The 15664-nt window shown below is 65.5% G+C and carries 16 protein-coding genes; 6 read left to right on the plus strand and 10 right to left on the minus strand.

Annotation, left to right across the window (positions count from 1 at the left end; all coding sequences use genetic code 11):
• Position 1: 1 nt before the first annotated feature.
• A complete protein-coding gene (gene purB / locus G6N35_RS15650; protein ID WP_163805080.1) occupies positions 2 to 1420 on the minus strand; it encodes an adenylosuccinate lyase in 1419 nt (472 codons plus the stop codon).
• A gap of 25 nt (positions 1421 to 1445) precedes the next feature.
• Here purB and G6N35_RS15655 point away from each other — a divergent pair, with 25 nt between their 5' ends.
• Together G6N35_RS15655 and G6N35_RS15660 are read left to right on the plus strand one after the other, a co-directional pair.
• Positions 1446 to 2165 carry a DUF429 domain-containing protein gene (locus G6N35_RS15655; RefSeq protein WP_163805081.1) on the plus strand — a complete coding sequence of 240 codons (720 nt, stop codon included), beginning with the start codon at positions 1446 to 1448 and terminating at the stop codon, positions 2163 to 2165.
• 99 nt (positions 2166 to 2264) lie between these two features.
• Positions 2265 to 3494: an HNH endonuclease signature motif containing protein gene (locus tag G6N35_RS15660; RefSeq protein WP_163805082.1), complete on the plus strand. Its 1230-nt coding sequence runs from the start codon at positions 2265 to 2267 to the stop codon at positions 3492 to 3494.
• Positions 3495 to 3503: 9 nt separating this feature from the next.
• Here G6N35_RS15660 and G6N35_RS15665 read toward each other — a convergent pair whose 3' ends face one another.
• From G6N35_RS15665 to G6N35_RS15675, 3 genes are all read right to left on the minus strand, one after another.
• Positions 3504 to 4502, minus strand: coding sequence for an SDR family NAD(P)-dependent oxidoreductase (locus G6N35_RS15665; protein ID WP_163805083.1), 999 nt, complete (start codon positions 4500 to 4502; stop codon positions 3504 to 3506).
• A 16-nt stretch (positions 4503 to 4518) separates the two neighbouring features.
• Positions 4519 to 5148: a TetR/AcrR family transcriptional regulator gene (locus tag G6N35_RS15670; RefSeq protein WP_163807706.1), complete on the minus strand. Its 630-nt coding sequence runs from the start codon at positions 5146 to 5148 to the stop codon at positions 4519 to 4521.
• 88 nt (positions 5149 to 5236) lie between these two features.
• Positions 5237 to 6412: an amidohydrolase family protein gene (locus G6N35_RS15675; protein WP_163805084.1), complete on the minus strand. Its 1176-nt coding sequence runs from the start codon at positions 6410 to 6412 to the stop codon at positions 5237 to 5239.
• A 247-nt stretch (positions 6413 to 6659) separates the two neighbouring features.
• Between G6N35_RS15675 and G6N35_RS15680 the strand changes: the two genes are divergently transcribed.
• Entirely contained in the window at positions 6660 to 7376 is a 717-nt protein-coding gene (locus G6N35_RS15680; protein ID WP_163805085.1) for a hypothetical protein, read from the plus strand.
• 68 nt (positions 7377 to 7444) lie between these two features.
• On the opposite strand, the gene G6N35_RS15685 is transcribed toward G6N35_RS15680, so the two are convergent.
• Positions 7445 to 9781, minus strand: a complete 2337-nt coding sequence (locus tag G6N35_RS15685) for a CaiB/BaiF CoA transferase family protein (RefSeq protein ID WP_163805086.1) — start codon at positions 9779 to 9781, stop codon at positions 7445 to 7447.
• A gap of 188 nt (positions 9782 to 9969) precedes the next feature.
• On the opposite strand from G6N35_RS15685, the gene G6N35_RS15690 reads away from it, so the two are divergent.
• Positions 9970 to 10614 (plus strand): TetR/AcrR family transcriptional regulator, encoded by a 645-nt coding sequence (locus tag G6N35_RS15690; protein WP_163805087.1) that lies wholly within the window; start codon positions 9970 to 9972, stop codon positions 10612 to 10614.
• Between the two features lie 18 nt (positions 10615 to 10632).
• Here the strand turns inward: G6N35_RS15690 and G6N35_RS15695 are convergent, their stop codons facing one another.
• Entirely contained in the window at positions 10633 to 11076 is a 444-nt protein-coding gene (locus G6N35_RS15695) for a lipoprotein LpqH (RefSeq protein ID WP_246224325.1), read from the minus strand.
• A gap of 148 nt (positions 11077 to 11224) precedes the next feature.
• Between G6N35_RS15695 and G6N35_RS15700 the strand changes: the two genes are divergently transcribed.
• Both G6N35_RS15700 and G6N35_RS15705 read left to right on the plus strand, forming a co-directional pair.
• Positions 11225 to 11533, plus strand: coding sequence for a hypothetical protein (locus tag G6N35_RS15700; RefSeq protein ID WP_163805088.1), 309 nt, complete (start codon positions 11225 to 11227; stop codon positions 11531 to 11533).
• Positions 11534 to 11883: 350 nt separating this feature from the next.
• The gene (locus G6N35_RS15705) at positions 11884 to 12525 is read left to right on the plus strand and encodes a TetR/AcrR family transcriptional regulator (RefSeq protein WP_163805089.1); all 642 of its coding nucleotides are present in this window, start codon (positions 11884 to 11886) and stop codon (positions 12523 to 12525) included.
• A gap of 3 nt (positions 12526 to 12528) precedes the next feature.
• On the opposite strand, the gene G6N35_RS15710 is transcribed toward G6N35_RS15705, so the two are convergent.
• From G6N35_RS15710 to G6N35_RS15725, 4 genes are read right to left on the minus strand one after another with little or no spacing between them, the layout of a single operon-like run.
• Complete coding sequence (locus tag G6N35_RS15710) at positions 12529 to 13008, minus strand: CAP domain-containing protein (RefSeq protein ID WP_163805090.1); 480 nt, start codon at positions 13006 to 13008, stop codon at positions 12529 to 12531.
• 44 nt (positions 13009 to 13052) lie between these two features.
• Positions 13053 to 13643 carry an Rv1363c family protein gene (locus tag G6N35_RS15715; RefSeq protein ID WP_246224326.1) on the minus strand — a complete coding sequence of 197 codons (591 nt, stop codon included), beginning with the start codon at positions 13641 to 13643 and terminating at the stop codon, positions 13053 to 13055.
• A complete protein-coding gene (locus G6N35_RS15720; protein WP_163805091.1) occupies positions 13640 to 14230 on the minus strand; it encodes an Rv1363c family protein in 591 nt (196 codons plus the stop codon). Before G6N35_RS15720 ends, G6N35_RS15715 begins: the two co-directional genes overlap by 4 nt.
• A complete protein-coding gene (locus G6N35_RS15725; protein WP_163805092.1) occupies positions 14194 to 15663 on the minus strand; it encodes an MCE family protein in 1470 nt (489 codons plus the stop codon). Before G6N35_RS15725 ends, G6N35_RS15720 begins: the two co-directional genes overlap by 37 nt.
• Position 15664: the final 1 nt, after the last annotated feature.

The following is a 15664-nucleotide window of genomic DNA, read 5'->3' on the forward strand; positions in this document are numbered from 1 at the left end:
CTTACAGGATCGCACCCGGGCTGTACTTGGCGGCGTCCGGGTAATCCCGCACCAGTTCGTCCACCGCGGCGATCACCTGGTCGACTTGGCTGGCCGCAGCACCGGTGAAGGCCTGCTTGTCGGCCAGCGCCGCGTCCAGTGCCGCCCGGTCCAGCGGAAGCCGGTCATCGGCGGCCAACCGGTCCAAGAGGTCGGGTTCCTGGCCCTTCTCCCGCATCGCCAGCGCGACGGCCACGGCGTGCTCCTTGATGACCTCGTGCGCGGTCTCCCGGCCCACGCCGGCACGCACCGCGGCGATCAGCACCTTGGTGGTGGCCAGGAACGGCAGATAGCGGTCCAATTCGCGCTGGATCACCGCCGGGTAGGCACCGAACTCGTCGAGCACGGTCAGGAACGTCTCGATCTGCCCGTCGATGGCGAAGAATGCGTCCGGCAGCGCGACCCGGCGCACCACCGAACAGAACACGTCGCCCTCATTCCATTGCGCCCCAGCCAGTTCCGCGGCCATCGAGCCGTATCCGCGCAGGATCACCTGCAGGCCGTTGACCCGCTCGCAACTGCGGGTGTTCATCTTGTGCGGCATCGCCGAGCTGCCGACCTGTCCCGGTGCGAAGCCCTCGGTCACCAGCTCGTGGCCGGCCATGAGCCGGACGGTGTGCGCGAACGACGACGGTCCCGCGCCCAACTGCACCAGAGCGGAGAGCACATCGTGGTCCAGCGACCGCGGGTATACCTGGCCGACGCTGGCGAAAACCGCTGAGAATCCCAGGAACTCGGCCACCCGGCGTTCAAGCTCGGTCAACCGCTCGTCGTCTCCGTCGAACAGATCGAGCATGTCCTGGGCGGTGCCCATCGGCCCCTTGATGCCGCGCAGCGGGTAGCGGTCGATCAGCTCACGAATGCGGGTGAGCGCGATCAGGGTCTCCTCGGCGGCCGAGGCGAACCGCTTGCCCAGCGTGGTGGCCTGCGCGGCGACGTTGTGGCTGCGGCCGGCCATCACCAGATCGCGATAGGTGGCCGCCCGCTCGGCCAGCCGGGCCGCCACCGCGACACCGTGGGCGTGCACCAACTCCAGCGAGCGCCGGATCTGCAGCTGCTCGACGTTCTCGGTCAGGTCGCGGCTGGTCATCCCCTTGTGCACGTGCTCGTGACCGGCCAGCGCATTGAACTCCTCGATGCGGGCCTTGACGTCGTGGCGGGTCACCCGCTCACGCGCGGCGATCGAACCCAGGTCCACCTGCTCGAGCACCCGCTCGTAGTCCTCGATCACCCCGTCGGGTACGTCGACACCCAGTTCCTTCTGTGCGCGCAGCACCGCGAGCCACAGCCGCCGTTCGGCCACGATCTTGGCCTCCGGTGACCAGATGGCCACCATTTCCGCGCTCGCATACCGGTTGGCCAGGACATTCGGGATCGTCACGAGGCACTAGCTTACGGTTTGGCGTATGCACTGTGTCGGGGTCGACCTGGCTTGGGGGCAACGCAACCCCACCGGGGTGGCCGTCCTCGACGGCGACGGCGTGCTGCTGCACGTCAGCGCCGCGGGTGACGACGACGACGTCCTCGCCCGGATCGCCCCCTACGTCGGCGGCCCCTGTGTGGTGGCCGTCGACGCTCCCCTGGTGGTCACCAACCCGACCGGAACCCGGCCGTGTGAGACCGCCTTGAACCGGGACTTCCGCCGCTACGACGCGGGCGCGCACCCGGCCAATACCGGGCTGGCCTGGTTCGCCGACGGTGGCCGGGGCGCACGGTTGTGCCGGGCGCTCAACCTTGATCTCGATCCACGGTCGTCGTCGGCTCGCCGGGCGCTGGAGGTCTACCCGCACGCCGCCGCCGTCGCGCTGTTCGGGTTGGGGCGCACGCTGAAGTACAAGCAGAAACAGGGCCGAGATATGGCACTGCTGCGCTCCGAGCTTCTGCGACTGGTCGAGTTCATTGAAGAGCTGCCGGATCTGTCTCTCGATCATCCCGACTGGCGACGGCTCACCACGTCGGTCGCCGACGCTACGCGCAAATCGGAGTTGCGCCGGGCCGAGGATCCGATCGACGCGGTGCTGTGTGCCTACGTCGCGCGCTTCTTCCTCACCCGGCCGGGGGACGTGACGATCTATGGCGAACCGGCTACCGGCTGTATCGTTACCCCGACGCCGCGATCGACGTAATGGCGCTTCTTACTTGATCTTTCGCGCCGAATCGTCGGTTTTGCCGAGCAGGGGCGCGGGGATATAAAACTTGTCGGTGGGTGCTGCGAGGATGTGGTCATGTCCTCGTCGATGGTGGTGACCACACCCCAGCAGCGTCTTGAGGCGCTGTTTGAGGAGCTCTCGGAGTTGGCTGGTCAGCGCAATGCGATCGACGGGCGGATCGTGGATATCGTGGCCGAGGTCGAGCGCGACGAGTTGTGGGGTGCGACCGGGGCGCGCTCGGTGGCCGCGTTGGTGGCCTGGAAACTGGGCACCACCACGGCCAACGCCCACGCGATCGCCACGGTGGCCCACCGCAGTCAGGACTTCCCCCGCTGCGTGACCGAATTGCAGCAGGGCCGGCTGTCGCTGGATCAGGTCGCCGTCATCGCCGCCGGTGCAGGTGAGGGTTCCGATGAGCACTACGCCGAGCTGGCCGCGGTCGCCACCGTCCACCAGTTGCGCACCGCGATCCGGCTCGAACCCCGACCCGACCCCGATCCCCGGCCGCAGCCCCAACGCAGCATCACCACCACCAGTACCGACACCACCACCAGCTGGCGTATCACCCTGCCCCACGACGAAGCCGCCATCCTCGACGCCGCCCTCACGTCCCATCTCGACGCCCTGGTCAGCGAGTGGACGCGCGATCACGGCAGCGACCCGACGCAGGCACCATCGTTCCCCACCACTGTCGACGCCTTCCTGCAACTGGTCACCGACAGCTGGGACGCGCAAGCCACCCGCCGCCCGCACGGCCAGCACACCACCGTCGTCGTGCACCTCGACATCGACAAGTCCGCCGCCGCACTGCACCTGGGCCCGCTGCTGCCCGATGCCGACCGCCACTACCTGACCTGCGATGCCACCTGCGAAGTCTGGTTCGAACGCGACGGCCGGCCCATCGGGGCCGGACGCGCCACCCGCACCGTCGACCGCCGGCTGCGCCGCGCGCTGGAACACCGCGACCGGGCCTGCGCGGTACCCGGCTGCAACAGCACCCGCGGTCTGCACGCCCACCACATCGTGCACTGGGAACACGGCGGACCCACCGAGCTATCGAACCTGGTCCTGCTGTGTCCGTTTCACCACCGCGCCCACCACCAAGGGCTGATCACCATCACCGGCCCCGCCGACCAGCTCGTCATCACCGACACCAACGGCGATCCCCTCACCGACGCCCCGATTGCCCACACACCCACCCGACCGCCAACGGATGTCCCGTCCTACCCCGGCCCGACCGGCGAACGCGCCCAATGGTGGTGGTACCAACCCTACGAACCACACTCACCACCCAGCACCAACTGAGCGAAACACTCAGGCGCGCAAGCCCGTCCAGGTGTCCGCGGTCCCGGTGAGACGGCTCACCTGTTCGAGGAAGCGGCGCACCTTCGCCGGATTCTCCTGGCGTTGCCAACCGAATGTCGTCGGACGCTGTACCCGGTCATGCCAGAAATGCCCGGGGGTGGACTCCGGCCGGGTGGCCACCAGCCACACCGCGGTGTCGGCACCGTCGGACAGGTCGCGCAACAGCGGCCTGGTGAGCACCCGGAACCGGGGCAGATACTCGGCCACACCGGGGGTGTCCACCCAGCCGGGATGCATGCTCTCCACCCGCACACCAGTGCCGGCCAGCCGGCGCGCCCACGAATCAGCAAGTACCACTTGCATTTTCTTGGTCCGGGCATAGGCGCGGACCCCGTTGTAGCCGCTGCGGTATTCCAGGTCGTCGACCACCAGCGGGGAACTGTACATACCCCCGGACGACACCCACACCACCGACGATGCCCGAGCCGCTTTGAGTAACGGCAGCAGCCGGTCGGTCATCAGATGCGGGCCCAGCACGTGAGTGGCCAACTGCACCTCGTGACCTTGCGGGGTGACCCTGCGGTCCTTGGGCATCAGCCCGGCGTTGTGCACCAGTCCGTCCAGCGCGAGCACTCGACCGGAGAACGACGCGGTCCAGGCCCGAACCGCGTCCAGGTCGGAAACGTCGCACACCTCCTCGACGACGTCGGCGCCGGACACCGCAGCCCGGATCGCCTCGGCGCACTGGTGCACCTTCTCGGCGTTGCGGCCCAGCAGATGGACCGTCGCCCCCAGCTCGGCAAAGCCCTGTGCCATGGCGAACCCGATCCCCGCGGTTGCCCCGGACACCACCACCCGCTCGCCCACCATCGAGCCGGCCGCCGGGTCGGCGGGCCACCACAAGCGCCGCAGTCCCGAACCGATCTTGGTGTAGCCCAAGACCAGGGCGCGGTCCATGGCGCCATCCAGCAGTTCGGTTGCCGGCCGGGTGAGCGCCGAGAAGTCCATGCCTCGAACGTAACCTTCAGACTCGCAGGCTGCGCTCGTCGATGGGAGCCAGCACGTCCAGCATGTCCACCAGGGTGGCACGAGCCACCTCGCGAGGACCGTCACCATCGCCGACCAGCGCGGACACCACTGCCCCGTCGACCGCGCACACCAGCGCAGTGAGCAGTTCCATCCGCACAAAGCGCCCGGACCGCTCGATGGCCTCGCCCACCGCTTCGACCCGCTGCTGCAGCAGCCGCCGCTGGATGCCCCTCAGCGCCGGCTGGCGGGCGCAGGCGATGTAGCGCTCGTACCGGGAGATCAGTTGCTCACTGACCGGCTCCTGCGACGGGTCACCGATCAGCAGGTCGACCAGGACGTCCGCGGTGGCCTCAGCACCCCGACGACGCCGTGGCAGGTCGTCCACCCGCGACCGCAACTGGGCGGCTTCCACCGTGCCGACGAACTCGACCGCGCTCTCCACCAAATCGTCCAACGACGAGAAGTAGTAGGTGGTCGACGCCAGTGGCAGGCCGGCCCGCGCGGCCACCGCGCGATGCCGAACCGCCTCGAACCCACCTTCACACAGCAGCTCGGCGGCAGCGCTGACCAGCGCATACCGTCGTCGCTCCCCTTTGGGAGTCACCGCCGCGATCACGTCCAGAATGCTGCCAGCAGCTGACGCTGCCGCATCGGTGTTTCACCGAATCATTAACCTTGGCAGTCGGGCAGCGTCTCGACCGCCAAGGCCCGTGCTAGCTGCTCGACCCTAGGTAGTCGGCGACCAGCTGCTGGTCGATCGGGAAGTGGAACAGCTTTTCAGCATTCTTGTGGGTGATCTTGTCGATTTCGGTCTGCGGTACCCCGTCGAAGACCTCCTTGGCGGCCATCTGAGACTTCGGGAACGGAGTGTCGGCGTGCGGATAGTCCGACTCCCACAGGATGTTGTCGATCTCGAAGTCGTACCGGTACTTGATGCCGATCGGCTCTTCGATCATGCAGAAGTACATGCTGCGCCGCGCGACCGCGGACGGCAGGATGTCGGCGTTCTCCACATGTGACCAGTACTGGTGGCGCTGCCACTGGCGATCGGCTCGCTCGAGTGCCGCCGGGATCCAGCCGATGCCACCCTCCGACCACACCACCTTGGCGTCGGGGTACTTGCGCAGCAGCGGGCTGACCATCAGGTTGCACGCCGAGCGCGCGGCCACCGCGAACGCGGCGGCGATCTCTGTCATCGGGTTGGGCATCTCGCCGCCCACGGCATGGATCTTCGACAGGTCGATGGCGGCACCGCCGGAACCGATGTGCATGCAGATCGGGGTCTGATCAGCCTGGGCTGCGGCGAACAGCGGCTCCCAGTACCCGCCATGGAAGCTCGGCAGTTCCACAACGTACGGATCCTCGATGAAGCAGATCGCCTTGCTTCCCTTGGCCACCATCCGCTCGTGCTCCTTGATGGCAAGGTCGATGTCCCACACCGGCAGGATGTGCATCGGCACGAAGACGTCGCGGCCGGCACCACACCACTCGTCGATCATGTAGTCGTTCCAGGCCTGCACGCAGACCAAGGCGAGTTCCTTGTCCGGCCACGTGGCGAACTTGCGGCCGCCGAAACCGGGCAGGGTCGGGAACGACACCGACGCGAAGATGCCATTGGACAGCAGGTCCTTGCGGCGCTCGACGGGGTCGTAGCAGCCGGGGATCATGTCCTCGAATCGGGCCGGCTCCATGCCCCACTCCTCGCGCGGCTTACCGGCGACGGCGTTGAGGCCCATGGTCAGTTCGCGGCCGCCCTCCCACTCCCAGATCTGACGGCCGTCAACCTCGACGACATGCGGCACCCGGTCCTTGAACTTGGCCGGCACGCGGTCGGTCCACACGTGGGCAGGCTCGACAATGTGGTCGTCGACGCTGAACAAGGTAAACATTGCTGAAGACTCGCTTCCCTAATCATTGCGGTGTAACGGCGGTCAGCCTGAATCTGATGATGGCACCGGCGCAACACGATGTGGAGGCCCGAGCGGGAAACGGCGTTTCCAATTTTGGCTGCCCGGTACACCTTTCTCAGACAGTTGAGTTCTCCTACGCTGCAGACACATCCGCCGCCGGCATCACTCGGGCACGGCCCGGCAACGGCGGTCCTCGACTCATCCTCTGAGAGCAGGAGATTCAGCAATGCGCTCCGACACCACTCCTGCGCCGGAACGCGATCTCGCAGCAATCTGGGAGGCCACCATCGAGCGCATCGAGGGTCTACTCCGCTCGTTGCCCGATGACTCCGAGACCCAACCGCTGCACACCGTTCCCGGGGCAACGGTGTGCGACGGCGTTGCGCACCTGGCGCAGGTGCTCGCCACCCCCGAGCCTGTGCCGCTGACCCTCCCCGAACCAGGAACGGCACAGTCGGCACTGCCCGAACTGATCGCCGACGTCCACGCCGCAGCCGTCGCACTGCGCTCGCGGCTCGCTGACTGCGCGGTACCTGCGTTGGTCACCGCCATCACGATGACCGAGCACGACCTGCGAACAGTCCTGAATGCACCGGGGGCCCGCGACAACGTGGCGATCAAGGTGGCGCTCGACGAATTGTCCGGCCGATTCTCCGACCGGGTCGCCGCCGCGGGTCTGCCGTCATTGCGTGTGACGGTCGAGCAGTGGGGCACCATCGCGGGCCGGGGCAAAGCCACCTCGTGCGTGGTGGCCGACCGTTTCGAATTCGTGCGTGCCATGGCGGGCCGCCGTTCTGCCGCCGAGATCGGCCGGTGGAACTGGGGAGTGGATCCGCAGATCTACCTCCCGGTGATCGCTGAAGTTCCGTTGCCGGTGAACGAGATTCGCGAGCGCGATCCCCGGATTCCCGCGCACATGAAAGACCGCGAGTTCGCCCTTTAGCGCGACGTCCGACCCAAGGGGTGGCATGGGGTCGGTCGGCGGCATCAGGGTTGTCTCGGCATCTCCGGCTACCTGATCGAGCCGCGGGCGCGCAGCTCCGCGATCTTCTCGACGCTGTAGCCGTGTCCGAGCAGCACCTCGTCGGTGTGCTGGCCGAGCGCGGGCGCAAGCCGGTGCGGCGCAGGCTTGGCGTCGCTGACCCGCACCATGACAGCCGACTCCCGAACCATGCTTCCGTCGGCATCGGCGACTTCGGCGATACGCCCGATCGCCTGGTTGATCGGATCGCGGTGGAAGCTCCTGCTGTTGTTCTGCGACTTGGGCACAATGGCCGCCACGCCCGCTGACCGCAGCACCTCGACCCAGTCCGCACTGTCTCGCTGGACAAGCACGTCGAAGATCATCTCTTCGAGTTCGTAGCGGTTCTCCATCCGCGCGTCATGGCTGGCAAAACGCGGATCCTCCAGAATCTCGACACCGAGAACCGGCTCGAGCCGGCGTATCTCGGCATCACTGAGCGCCACCAGACACACCCAGCCATCCCGGGTTTCGTAGAGCCGGTCCAGCGGACCGATACCGGTCTGCAGCGGATCGAGCCGTTGCGCCCCGAGCACGGTGCCGTCGTCCTGCCGCACGATGTGAGCGGCATGCGTCATGGTCGCGTTCAGCTGAGGGTTCTCCACGTAGCAGCCACCGCCGGCACGGTTGCGGTGCAGCAGAGCGGCCAGGATGCCGATGGCCCCGGTCAGGCCGTTACCCGGGTCCTCGTTGCCGATGGGCCACATCGGCGGGTTGAATTGGCCGGCCACCTCATAACCGAGCCCGACGTAGCCCGACATCAACGGAGCGAACGACTGCCGCAACTTGTCCGGGCCCGAAGACCCCCATCCCGGCGCGTACAGGTAGACGGCTTCCGGATTGAGATCGCGCACCTGCTCGTGGCCGAGTCCGACGCGGTCGGCGGCACCGGGACGCATGTTGTGCAGCACCACATCGGCCCACCGGATCAGTTCGTCACGGGCAGGGTGCAGCTCAGGATCCTTGAGGTTCAGAGAAATTGCGCGCTTGCCGCACGATGCGGCCCGGAACGGCCGCTGGATTGCCCGCAACTGGTCACCCAGCGTGGTCTCGAGCTTGATCACGTCGGCTCCGAGGTCGGCGAGCAGCCTGGAGCTGAACGGACCCGCGTAATAGGCGCCCGCGTCGAGGATTCGCAGACCCTCGAGCAGGTACTGGTCGCCGGAGTCTGCGGTCGGGGTCTGGCTCTGGCCCTGGCTCTGGCCCGATACGCCGGCGGTCCATCGACCGTCGTGCTCGCCCACTTCCGGCGCTCCCGCTTCCGGCCGGTGGTCCAGGCCGGCGAACCTGATGGCAGGTGCCACCTGCTCCACCGTGCCGAACCGCGAGTCCTCGACCGTCACCACCATGCCGTTGTGGCGCACTTGCGGTTGGTCGAAGATTTCCCCGGGATGTAGCTCGGGGATCACCGCGACGTCGGCGTCGATGAGCCGCTTGAGCCACACGTCCCTGGGCTGGCTCTCGAAGATCGCCGGCACATCCTCGAGCAGGACCTTGCGCTCGTCTTCGTTGAGGGGAATTCTCATGTCGGAGCCGTCCGTGGCGACCTGCAGCCGGTCGTCGAGACCGAGTTCGCGGATCAATCGTCCGAAGGCCCCCACCGCACCGGTGTGGACGCCCAGGTACTCGTCGTCGGCGCAGCGGAAGGACCGTGAGACCAGTCGGATGCTGCCCGGCACGATCTGCGGTGCGGCACCGGCCTTGTCGGCGTCACCCCACATCATGCCCATGTAGCTGAGCGCACCGTCGACGAGTGAGGTCTGGACCAGTCGGCCGCGATGGTCTTCGTCGCGGCGGTAGAGCGCCGCCAGTGAACCGATGACCGCCAGGTTCGCCGCGCCGATACTGGCGAACGGCACGCCTTCGTAGATCGGCGCGGGCCGCAGGCCCACCTGTTCGGCCGTGACACCCACGTAGGACTGCACGACGGCCTCATGCCCGGGCACCTCGGCAAGGGTGCCGTCCTCACCGAATCCGGTGATCGCGGTATAGACCAGGCGAGCAAACCGCTCGTGGACGCGCACCCAGTCGACGCCGAGCCGTTCGGCCACGCCGGGTCGCCAGCTGGTGACGAAGAGGTCTGCCGACCCGAGCATGTCGAACAGCTGAGCGCGGTCGGCGTCCTTCTTCAGGTCGAGCTGCACGCTTTTCTTGCCGCGGTTGAAGACGGCATACTCCGTCGCCAACACGTCGCGCAGCGGGTCGCCGCCGGGGGGCTCCACCCACCAGACCTCGGCTCCGTAGTCGGCGAGCATCCCGGTGGCCCGCGGGCCCGCCAGCCCCCTGGTGCAGTCGATCACCCTGATTCCATGGAGCGGACCGCTCACCGAACTACCTCCAGTTGTTGGGTTCTACGAGAGCCAATGTAGGAAGTCGCCACCCACTGCAGTACCGCCATCGGTGGAAACGTCGATTTCAATTTCCACCCTGGCCGCTGGGCAGACGAGCCGATCTGTCATCTGGCATCGTCGCCCGGGATTACCCTGTTGGCGGGCGTCCAAGAGAGGGGAGAACAATGAGCCCCGCGAACAGGCCCCGCGCGCGGCAGCAGCCTGCAGCTGCCGAAGCACGCACAGACATAGCCGAGTCCGAACGCAGCCGGTTGCTCACTGCCGCAACGGAGGTCATGCAGCGCAATGGCTGGTGGGGATTCAAGGTGGACAGCGTCTTGCGCCAGGCTGGCTTGTCGACACGAAGTTTCTATCGGCACTTCCACAAGAAGAGCGACCTCTTGGTGGCGCTGTTCGAAGATGAACTCGGCGCGTCAGCCATCTCACTGCGACGCGCGACGGCCGCCGTCGAGACGCCGTCGGAAAAAGTTCGGGCGTATATCGCCGCGGCCCTGGACGCGGCCTACCAGAAAGATCTGGCCAAGCCGTTGTCACTGGTCGCTTCGCACTGGCGGGAGATGCTGCTCGAGAATCCGGACGCCTTCGAGCGCTGCATCGCGGAGGTGATGGCGCCTCTCGTGGAGGCCATCCAAGCCGGTATCGCGACAGGCGAGTTCACCTCAGAGGATCCCGAGGCAGATGCCGTGGCGGTGTTCTATCTGGTGGCCGGGATGACAGCCGATCAGGCAAGCCTGGGCGGCACGACCCCGCGGGAGCAACTCGAGCACGTCTTGATGCCGTTCATCCAACGGGCAATTGGACTGCAGTAGAGGCCAATTCGCAGAGACTCAGCACGCAACCTTGATGCGAAATGTTCCGGTGGTGCGAGCACTGGGGTTGTCGGCGTTGAATCCGTACGCCTCGCCGTCAAGGTCGAAGGTAGCGCCAGAGGTCTTCAGATTCCCACTACCGTCGAGGCCCTGCCAGTAGCTGCCGGTGAATCCGCCAAGATTGCGGATGCTCACCGATTTGGTTGTCAGACCGTGGCTGTTGTCAAGGACTGTCGTGGTCCCGGCCGATACGTCACCGGTGCTGATCGTGGTGAGGTTGCCATTTCGGACGCACGACACCGCACTGGTCTTGCCGAGATCCTGCCCGTTGACAGTGACCGATGCGGTTCCGACAGCGAGCTCGCCGGAGCGCAGAGCCGGTTCGGCAGGAGTACTCGAACACGCTGACAGCACTACTAGACACGCCGCTGCACAAGCGATGACGACACCGTGTTGCTCCACCAGGCCAAGGTAGCGACCTGACGCAACAGGGTGTAGCACTTCATGGAAGATCGACTGGGAACGCCATTTCGGGCCGTTGCAAACGCGGTTCTCGAAACGGTGATGGCAATCAGTCGCCACCGGACCTCAGCGCAACCAGAATGAACTGATGATCGAGACGATCGGCGTGGGTCAGCTCCGCGCCGACACATGTAGATACTTGCAGCGGGTGGCAGGCGGCGACACGCTGCAGGTGATTCGGCGCGGCCGGGTAGCCCTTCGTATCGAGCCGGTTTCGCACCAACAGGTGACATCACAACGACAGCAGGAAATGTCCGGCACGCAAGTGATTGCCGTTCAGCTTTCCCACCTGCGGTCGCAAGCCTCGCGCTACCTCGACCAGGCCGGCTCCGGTTGCACCATGCATGTGTACCACCGGGGCCAGCGGCTCGCGCAGATCCGTTCGGCCGGCCACTAGTGTTGCCAATCAGTCAGTCCGTCGCCGGATGGCTTCTCATACTGGCTGCAATTGTCGTGTTCGTGGCGTCCTTCGCAGCTCGGGCATTACTTCGCCGACACCGCGAGAGAAAGCGTATCGCAGCCCCGCTCAACGCAATCCGCAGGAGCTGGCTGGCCAAACTGTTCCTGGGCACGGCACCCGGCGTCCAGGGTCCACTAGATGACGGCGACATCGACACTCTGACCCTCATCCCGGCGATGGCTGTCTGCGCGGCGGCCTCTCTGGCCGGAATATCCCTCATCGCAGCCGAATCATTCGGCATCGAACTCCGAATCTTCACTGCCGGGTGAACTACCGAACGATGCGACATGTCGTCTGATTCCGAGAACCAACAATCCAGCTCCCCCGAGAGTGGAACCGCTCCCGGGCACTCAGTCGACGAGCGCGACCGGCTGCTTTCCGCGGCCATGCAGGTGCTCGAACGCAGCGGGTGGTGGGGGTTCAAAGTCGACAGCGTACTCAAGATGGCCGGCCTTTCCACCCGCAGCTTCTATCGGCATTTCGGCAAGAAGACCGATCTGCTGCTCGCGCTGTTGGAACGTCAGTTCGCCAATAATGCTGTGTGGCTTCGGCAGCACACCGATGCGGTAACCACGCCCTACGCGAAAGTGTTCGCCTACGTCGGGGCGTTGCTCGACATGGCGTATCTCGACGACAAGCGCCGGCCAACCTCGTTGTTCGGGTCACATTGGCGCGAACTGATGCCCAGCTACCCCGAGGAACTCGAGCGTTGCATCGAGCTCGTGATCGCGCCGTTGGCCGAGGCAATCTTCGAGGGCACAGCATCCGGGGAGTTCGACTCCGACGATCCGGTTGACGACGCCCGGGCGATCTACTTCCTGGTCGCCAGTGTGACAGCCGATCAGGCCACGCTGCGCCCGGCCACTCCCCGCGACGAGATCGAACACATGCTGTTGCCGTTCATCGCCCGGATAATCGGTCCGCACTAGCGCTCAGTGGGCCGAATCGTCACCCTTTCCGTAGACGGCAACCACCACGCTGCGATCAAAACTGTTCTCCGACCACACACCGATGTCGCGGTTGCTGCAGTCGGTCATGATCTTGTAGTAGTCGGCCCGGTAGTACCACTGATTGAGGATCTCAAGATTGTTGATGGCCAGGGCCGGGTTGATGGCGACCGTTTCCGACACGGCGCCAACGTAACCGGCGTTCTTGGCCCGGTCCTGCGCGGTCGAACCGTCAGAGCCGATGTCACCATCGAGGGCCTGATTGTTCAGCACGTCCTCGGTCTGCCACTGCGCAGCAAGCCGCAGTTTGGGATTGATCTTGATCGTCGCCTGGCAGCCGGCCTGCTGCTGCAGCGTAATGACGTTGGCGACGACACTCTTGTTCAGCCGGGCATTGTCGGCCTGTGCGAGCGGCGGCACCGGTAGCGCTGCCACCGATAACACTGCGCAGGTCGCGACAGCCATCCGCCTCAGGAATCTTCTACTCACGCAGCCACGCCCTTCATGTGTCAGATCGGCTCAAAGCCCGAGATCAACCACCGGTCGGCGATCTTGTCCAAGGTGACCCGCACGCTCGAGGAACTATCAGCTGGAGCAGCGTTGCCGATGGTGGTCTTCTGGTCGACGAAAACGATTACCACTGCGTGGCTTTCGCTCGCAGATACCGATCCCGCCGACGGTACCGTCGCGACGACCGAGATGTTCTTCTGCTTCGATCCCGGTATTACGACGTCGCTGATCAGCTTGCTGTACTGGTCCCGAAAAGATCCGGTGAGCCGCCCCCGAGCAGCGTCCAGATCTTGGTCCACCGTGGTCCACTGATAGCTCAGGAGAGCGGCGGTGCTGTCGCGGGCTGCCGCGACAGCACCCGTTGCCGCCGTGACCGAATCGCGGGCCGAGGAATCCTCCCATCGAAGAAACCCTGCGCCCAGCGCCAACCCCAGCGCGATGACCGGCAATGCCACGTAGCCGATCACACGACCCCAGCGGTCCCGGTTCTTGCGGGGGGCATCAGGAATCATGTCGACCAGCTCATCGCCCGGCAGCCTACGGGGCTCGGTGCTGTCCTCCTGGAGTTCCTCGACAGGGTGCGCGGTCACCGGACGAACTCCACATCGGCAACCTTGATCGCCTGCCCGACCCGCTGGACGTCGATCCGCATCCGCCAGCCCTGCACCCTGTGGGTATTCGGATCATTCGGACTTGCAGTCTTGACCTGCACCGCGACAATGACTTTCGCCCAATCGGGTCCGACGGACTCCAGCCCGGCCTCGACGATTGATCCCACCGAGACGGACTGGGTTCTCTTGATCACCTCCACCAACGGCTGCGAGCGCTGCTGGAAGTCGTCGTGGAATTTGCCCGTGGCCGAACCAAGGACACGGGCAACGTCGGCATCCACCTTGGTGTAGTCCATGCTGGTCAGATCCACCGCAGCTTGCCGCCCTGCCTGTAGAAAATCCGCCCGCTGATGCTCGGCTTCACGAGAGCCGTGTGCGCGGTAGCCAAGCCAGCAGACCAACCCGAGAAGTACCACGACCGTGACTGCTCCAAGTAACAACGCTTGGCGCACCGGCCGTCCCGCCAGCGATGGCTGGACACCTGGAGATGGACTGTCCGAAGCGGCTACCTCCGCATCGACCGGGTCCCTCAGTTGGCTGGCGGTGGTGTCAACATCGACTGCCACGTTTTCTCCTGCGTTGCGTTCTGCGCCAGATCGGCCTGGGTATACACCTTTCCGTCGGGAGCGACATAGGAACCGGTCGCCTGATCGTATTGCGCGACGGCAAGCGCCGGATTTGGCGGTGGTGCCGACTCCGAAGCGGCAGCTTTGACGGGGTTGGGAATCAGGAACTCCAGCTGCGGAACATCCTGGCCGGAGTCCGTCGCATTGGGATCGCCCTTCCAGTTCGCGCCGTCGTTGAGCGGTACGTACTCCTTGTCGCTCTCACACATCTTCACCGTCGGCGCGCGCTTGCCGGGCTTGGTCTCACACGGCAGGTTTCGAACTCCGCGCACATCCTGCTGGGCATCCTGAGGAACCCGGCAGTAGATATCACCCTCGATCCTCTCCGGCGCATCGGTGAGTGCCGGGCTACGCCGCTGGGAGGCGGGCAGATAGCCGGTCGTGCATGGCTGCGGAAGGTTCACATCGAGGTTGAAGTCCAGATACCCTTCGTGGTGACCCGGATTGGTCTTGTTGGCGACAAAGCTGCCAGCCCCCAGTGCGGTCGTTTGTGGCACCAACACGAGGAGTTGTTCCAGACCGTCCTGGTAGGTGATCGCGACGCGGCCGACGGTGACCAAATTGGCCAGCAAGACCGGCAACGTGGGTTTTACCCGCTCGAACAACTGACGTGCCTCGTCAACCGCCGGACCGGCATTGTTGAGCACTCCCGTCACCGCTGCATCGTGGTCACGCAACTGCGCGGTGACGTCGGCGAGATGTGCTGCCCACGCCTGAACCTCGCCGCCGGTATCGGCTTGCGAGTCGAGCAGCGGCGCCGATTGATCGATGAGCGTGGTCAACGAGTCGAGATTGGCCCTGCCGTCGATCGCCAGGCTGGTCGACCCCTTGACCAGCCGGGAGAACTCCGGGCCCAATCCGCCCAGTGCGGTGTAAGACTCGTCGATCGCGGTCTTCAAGCTGTCATGCGGTATCGCCTTGAGGCCGCGGTTGGTGGCGTCGAGCACCGCGTCGATGGCGGGCGGAACGGAGGTGTCCTTGAGCGGGATCACCGCCCCGTTCTTCAGCGGCGGCGACGTGTCATCCTTGGGCAGCAGAGCCACATACTGCTCACCCAAAGCCGACTGACTGTGTACCTCCGCTTCGAGATTGGAGGGAATCCGCACTCCGTCATACATCGACAACACCGCTGCGACATGGCCGTTGTCGGTCAGGCCAACCGATTCCACCTTGCCCACCTGGGTGCCGCGATAGGTGACGTTGCCGGAGGGGTAGAGCCCGGCCGAGCGGGGCAGTTCCATGGTGACGGTGTAGCGCCCCACCCCGAACATCGCCGGCAGCTTGATGTAGCCGAAGACGAGAACGAGTCCAAAGACCAAGGCAACGACGGCAAAGATCGCGAGCTGAATCTTGATACGTCTGCTCAGATGCATG

Source organism: Mycolicibacterium anyangense, from assembly GCF_010731855.1.
Lineage (GTDB): Bacteria > Actinomycetota > Actinomycetes > Mycobacteriales > Mycobacteriaceae > Mycobacterium > Mycobacterium anyangense.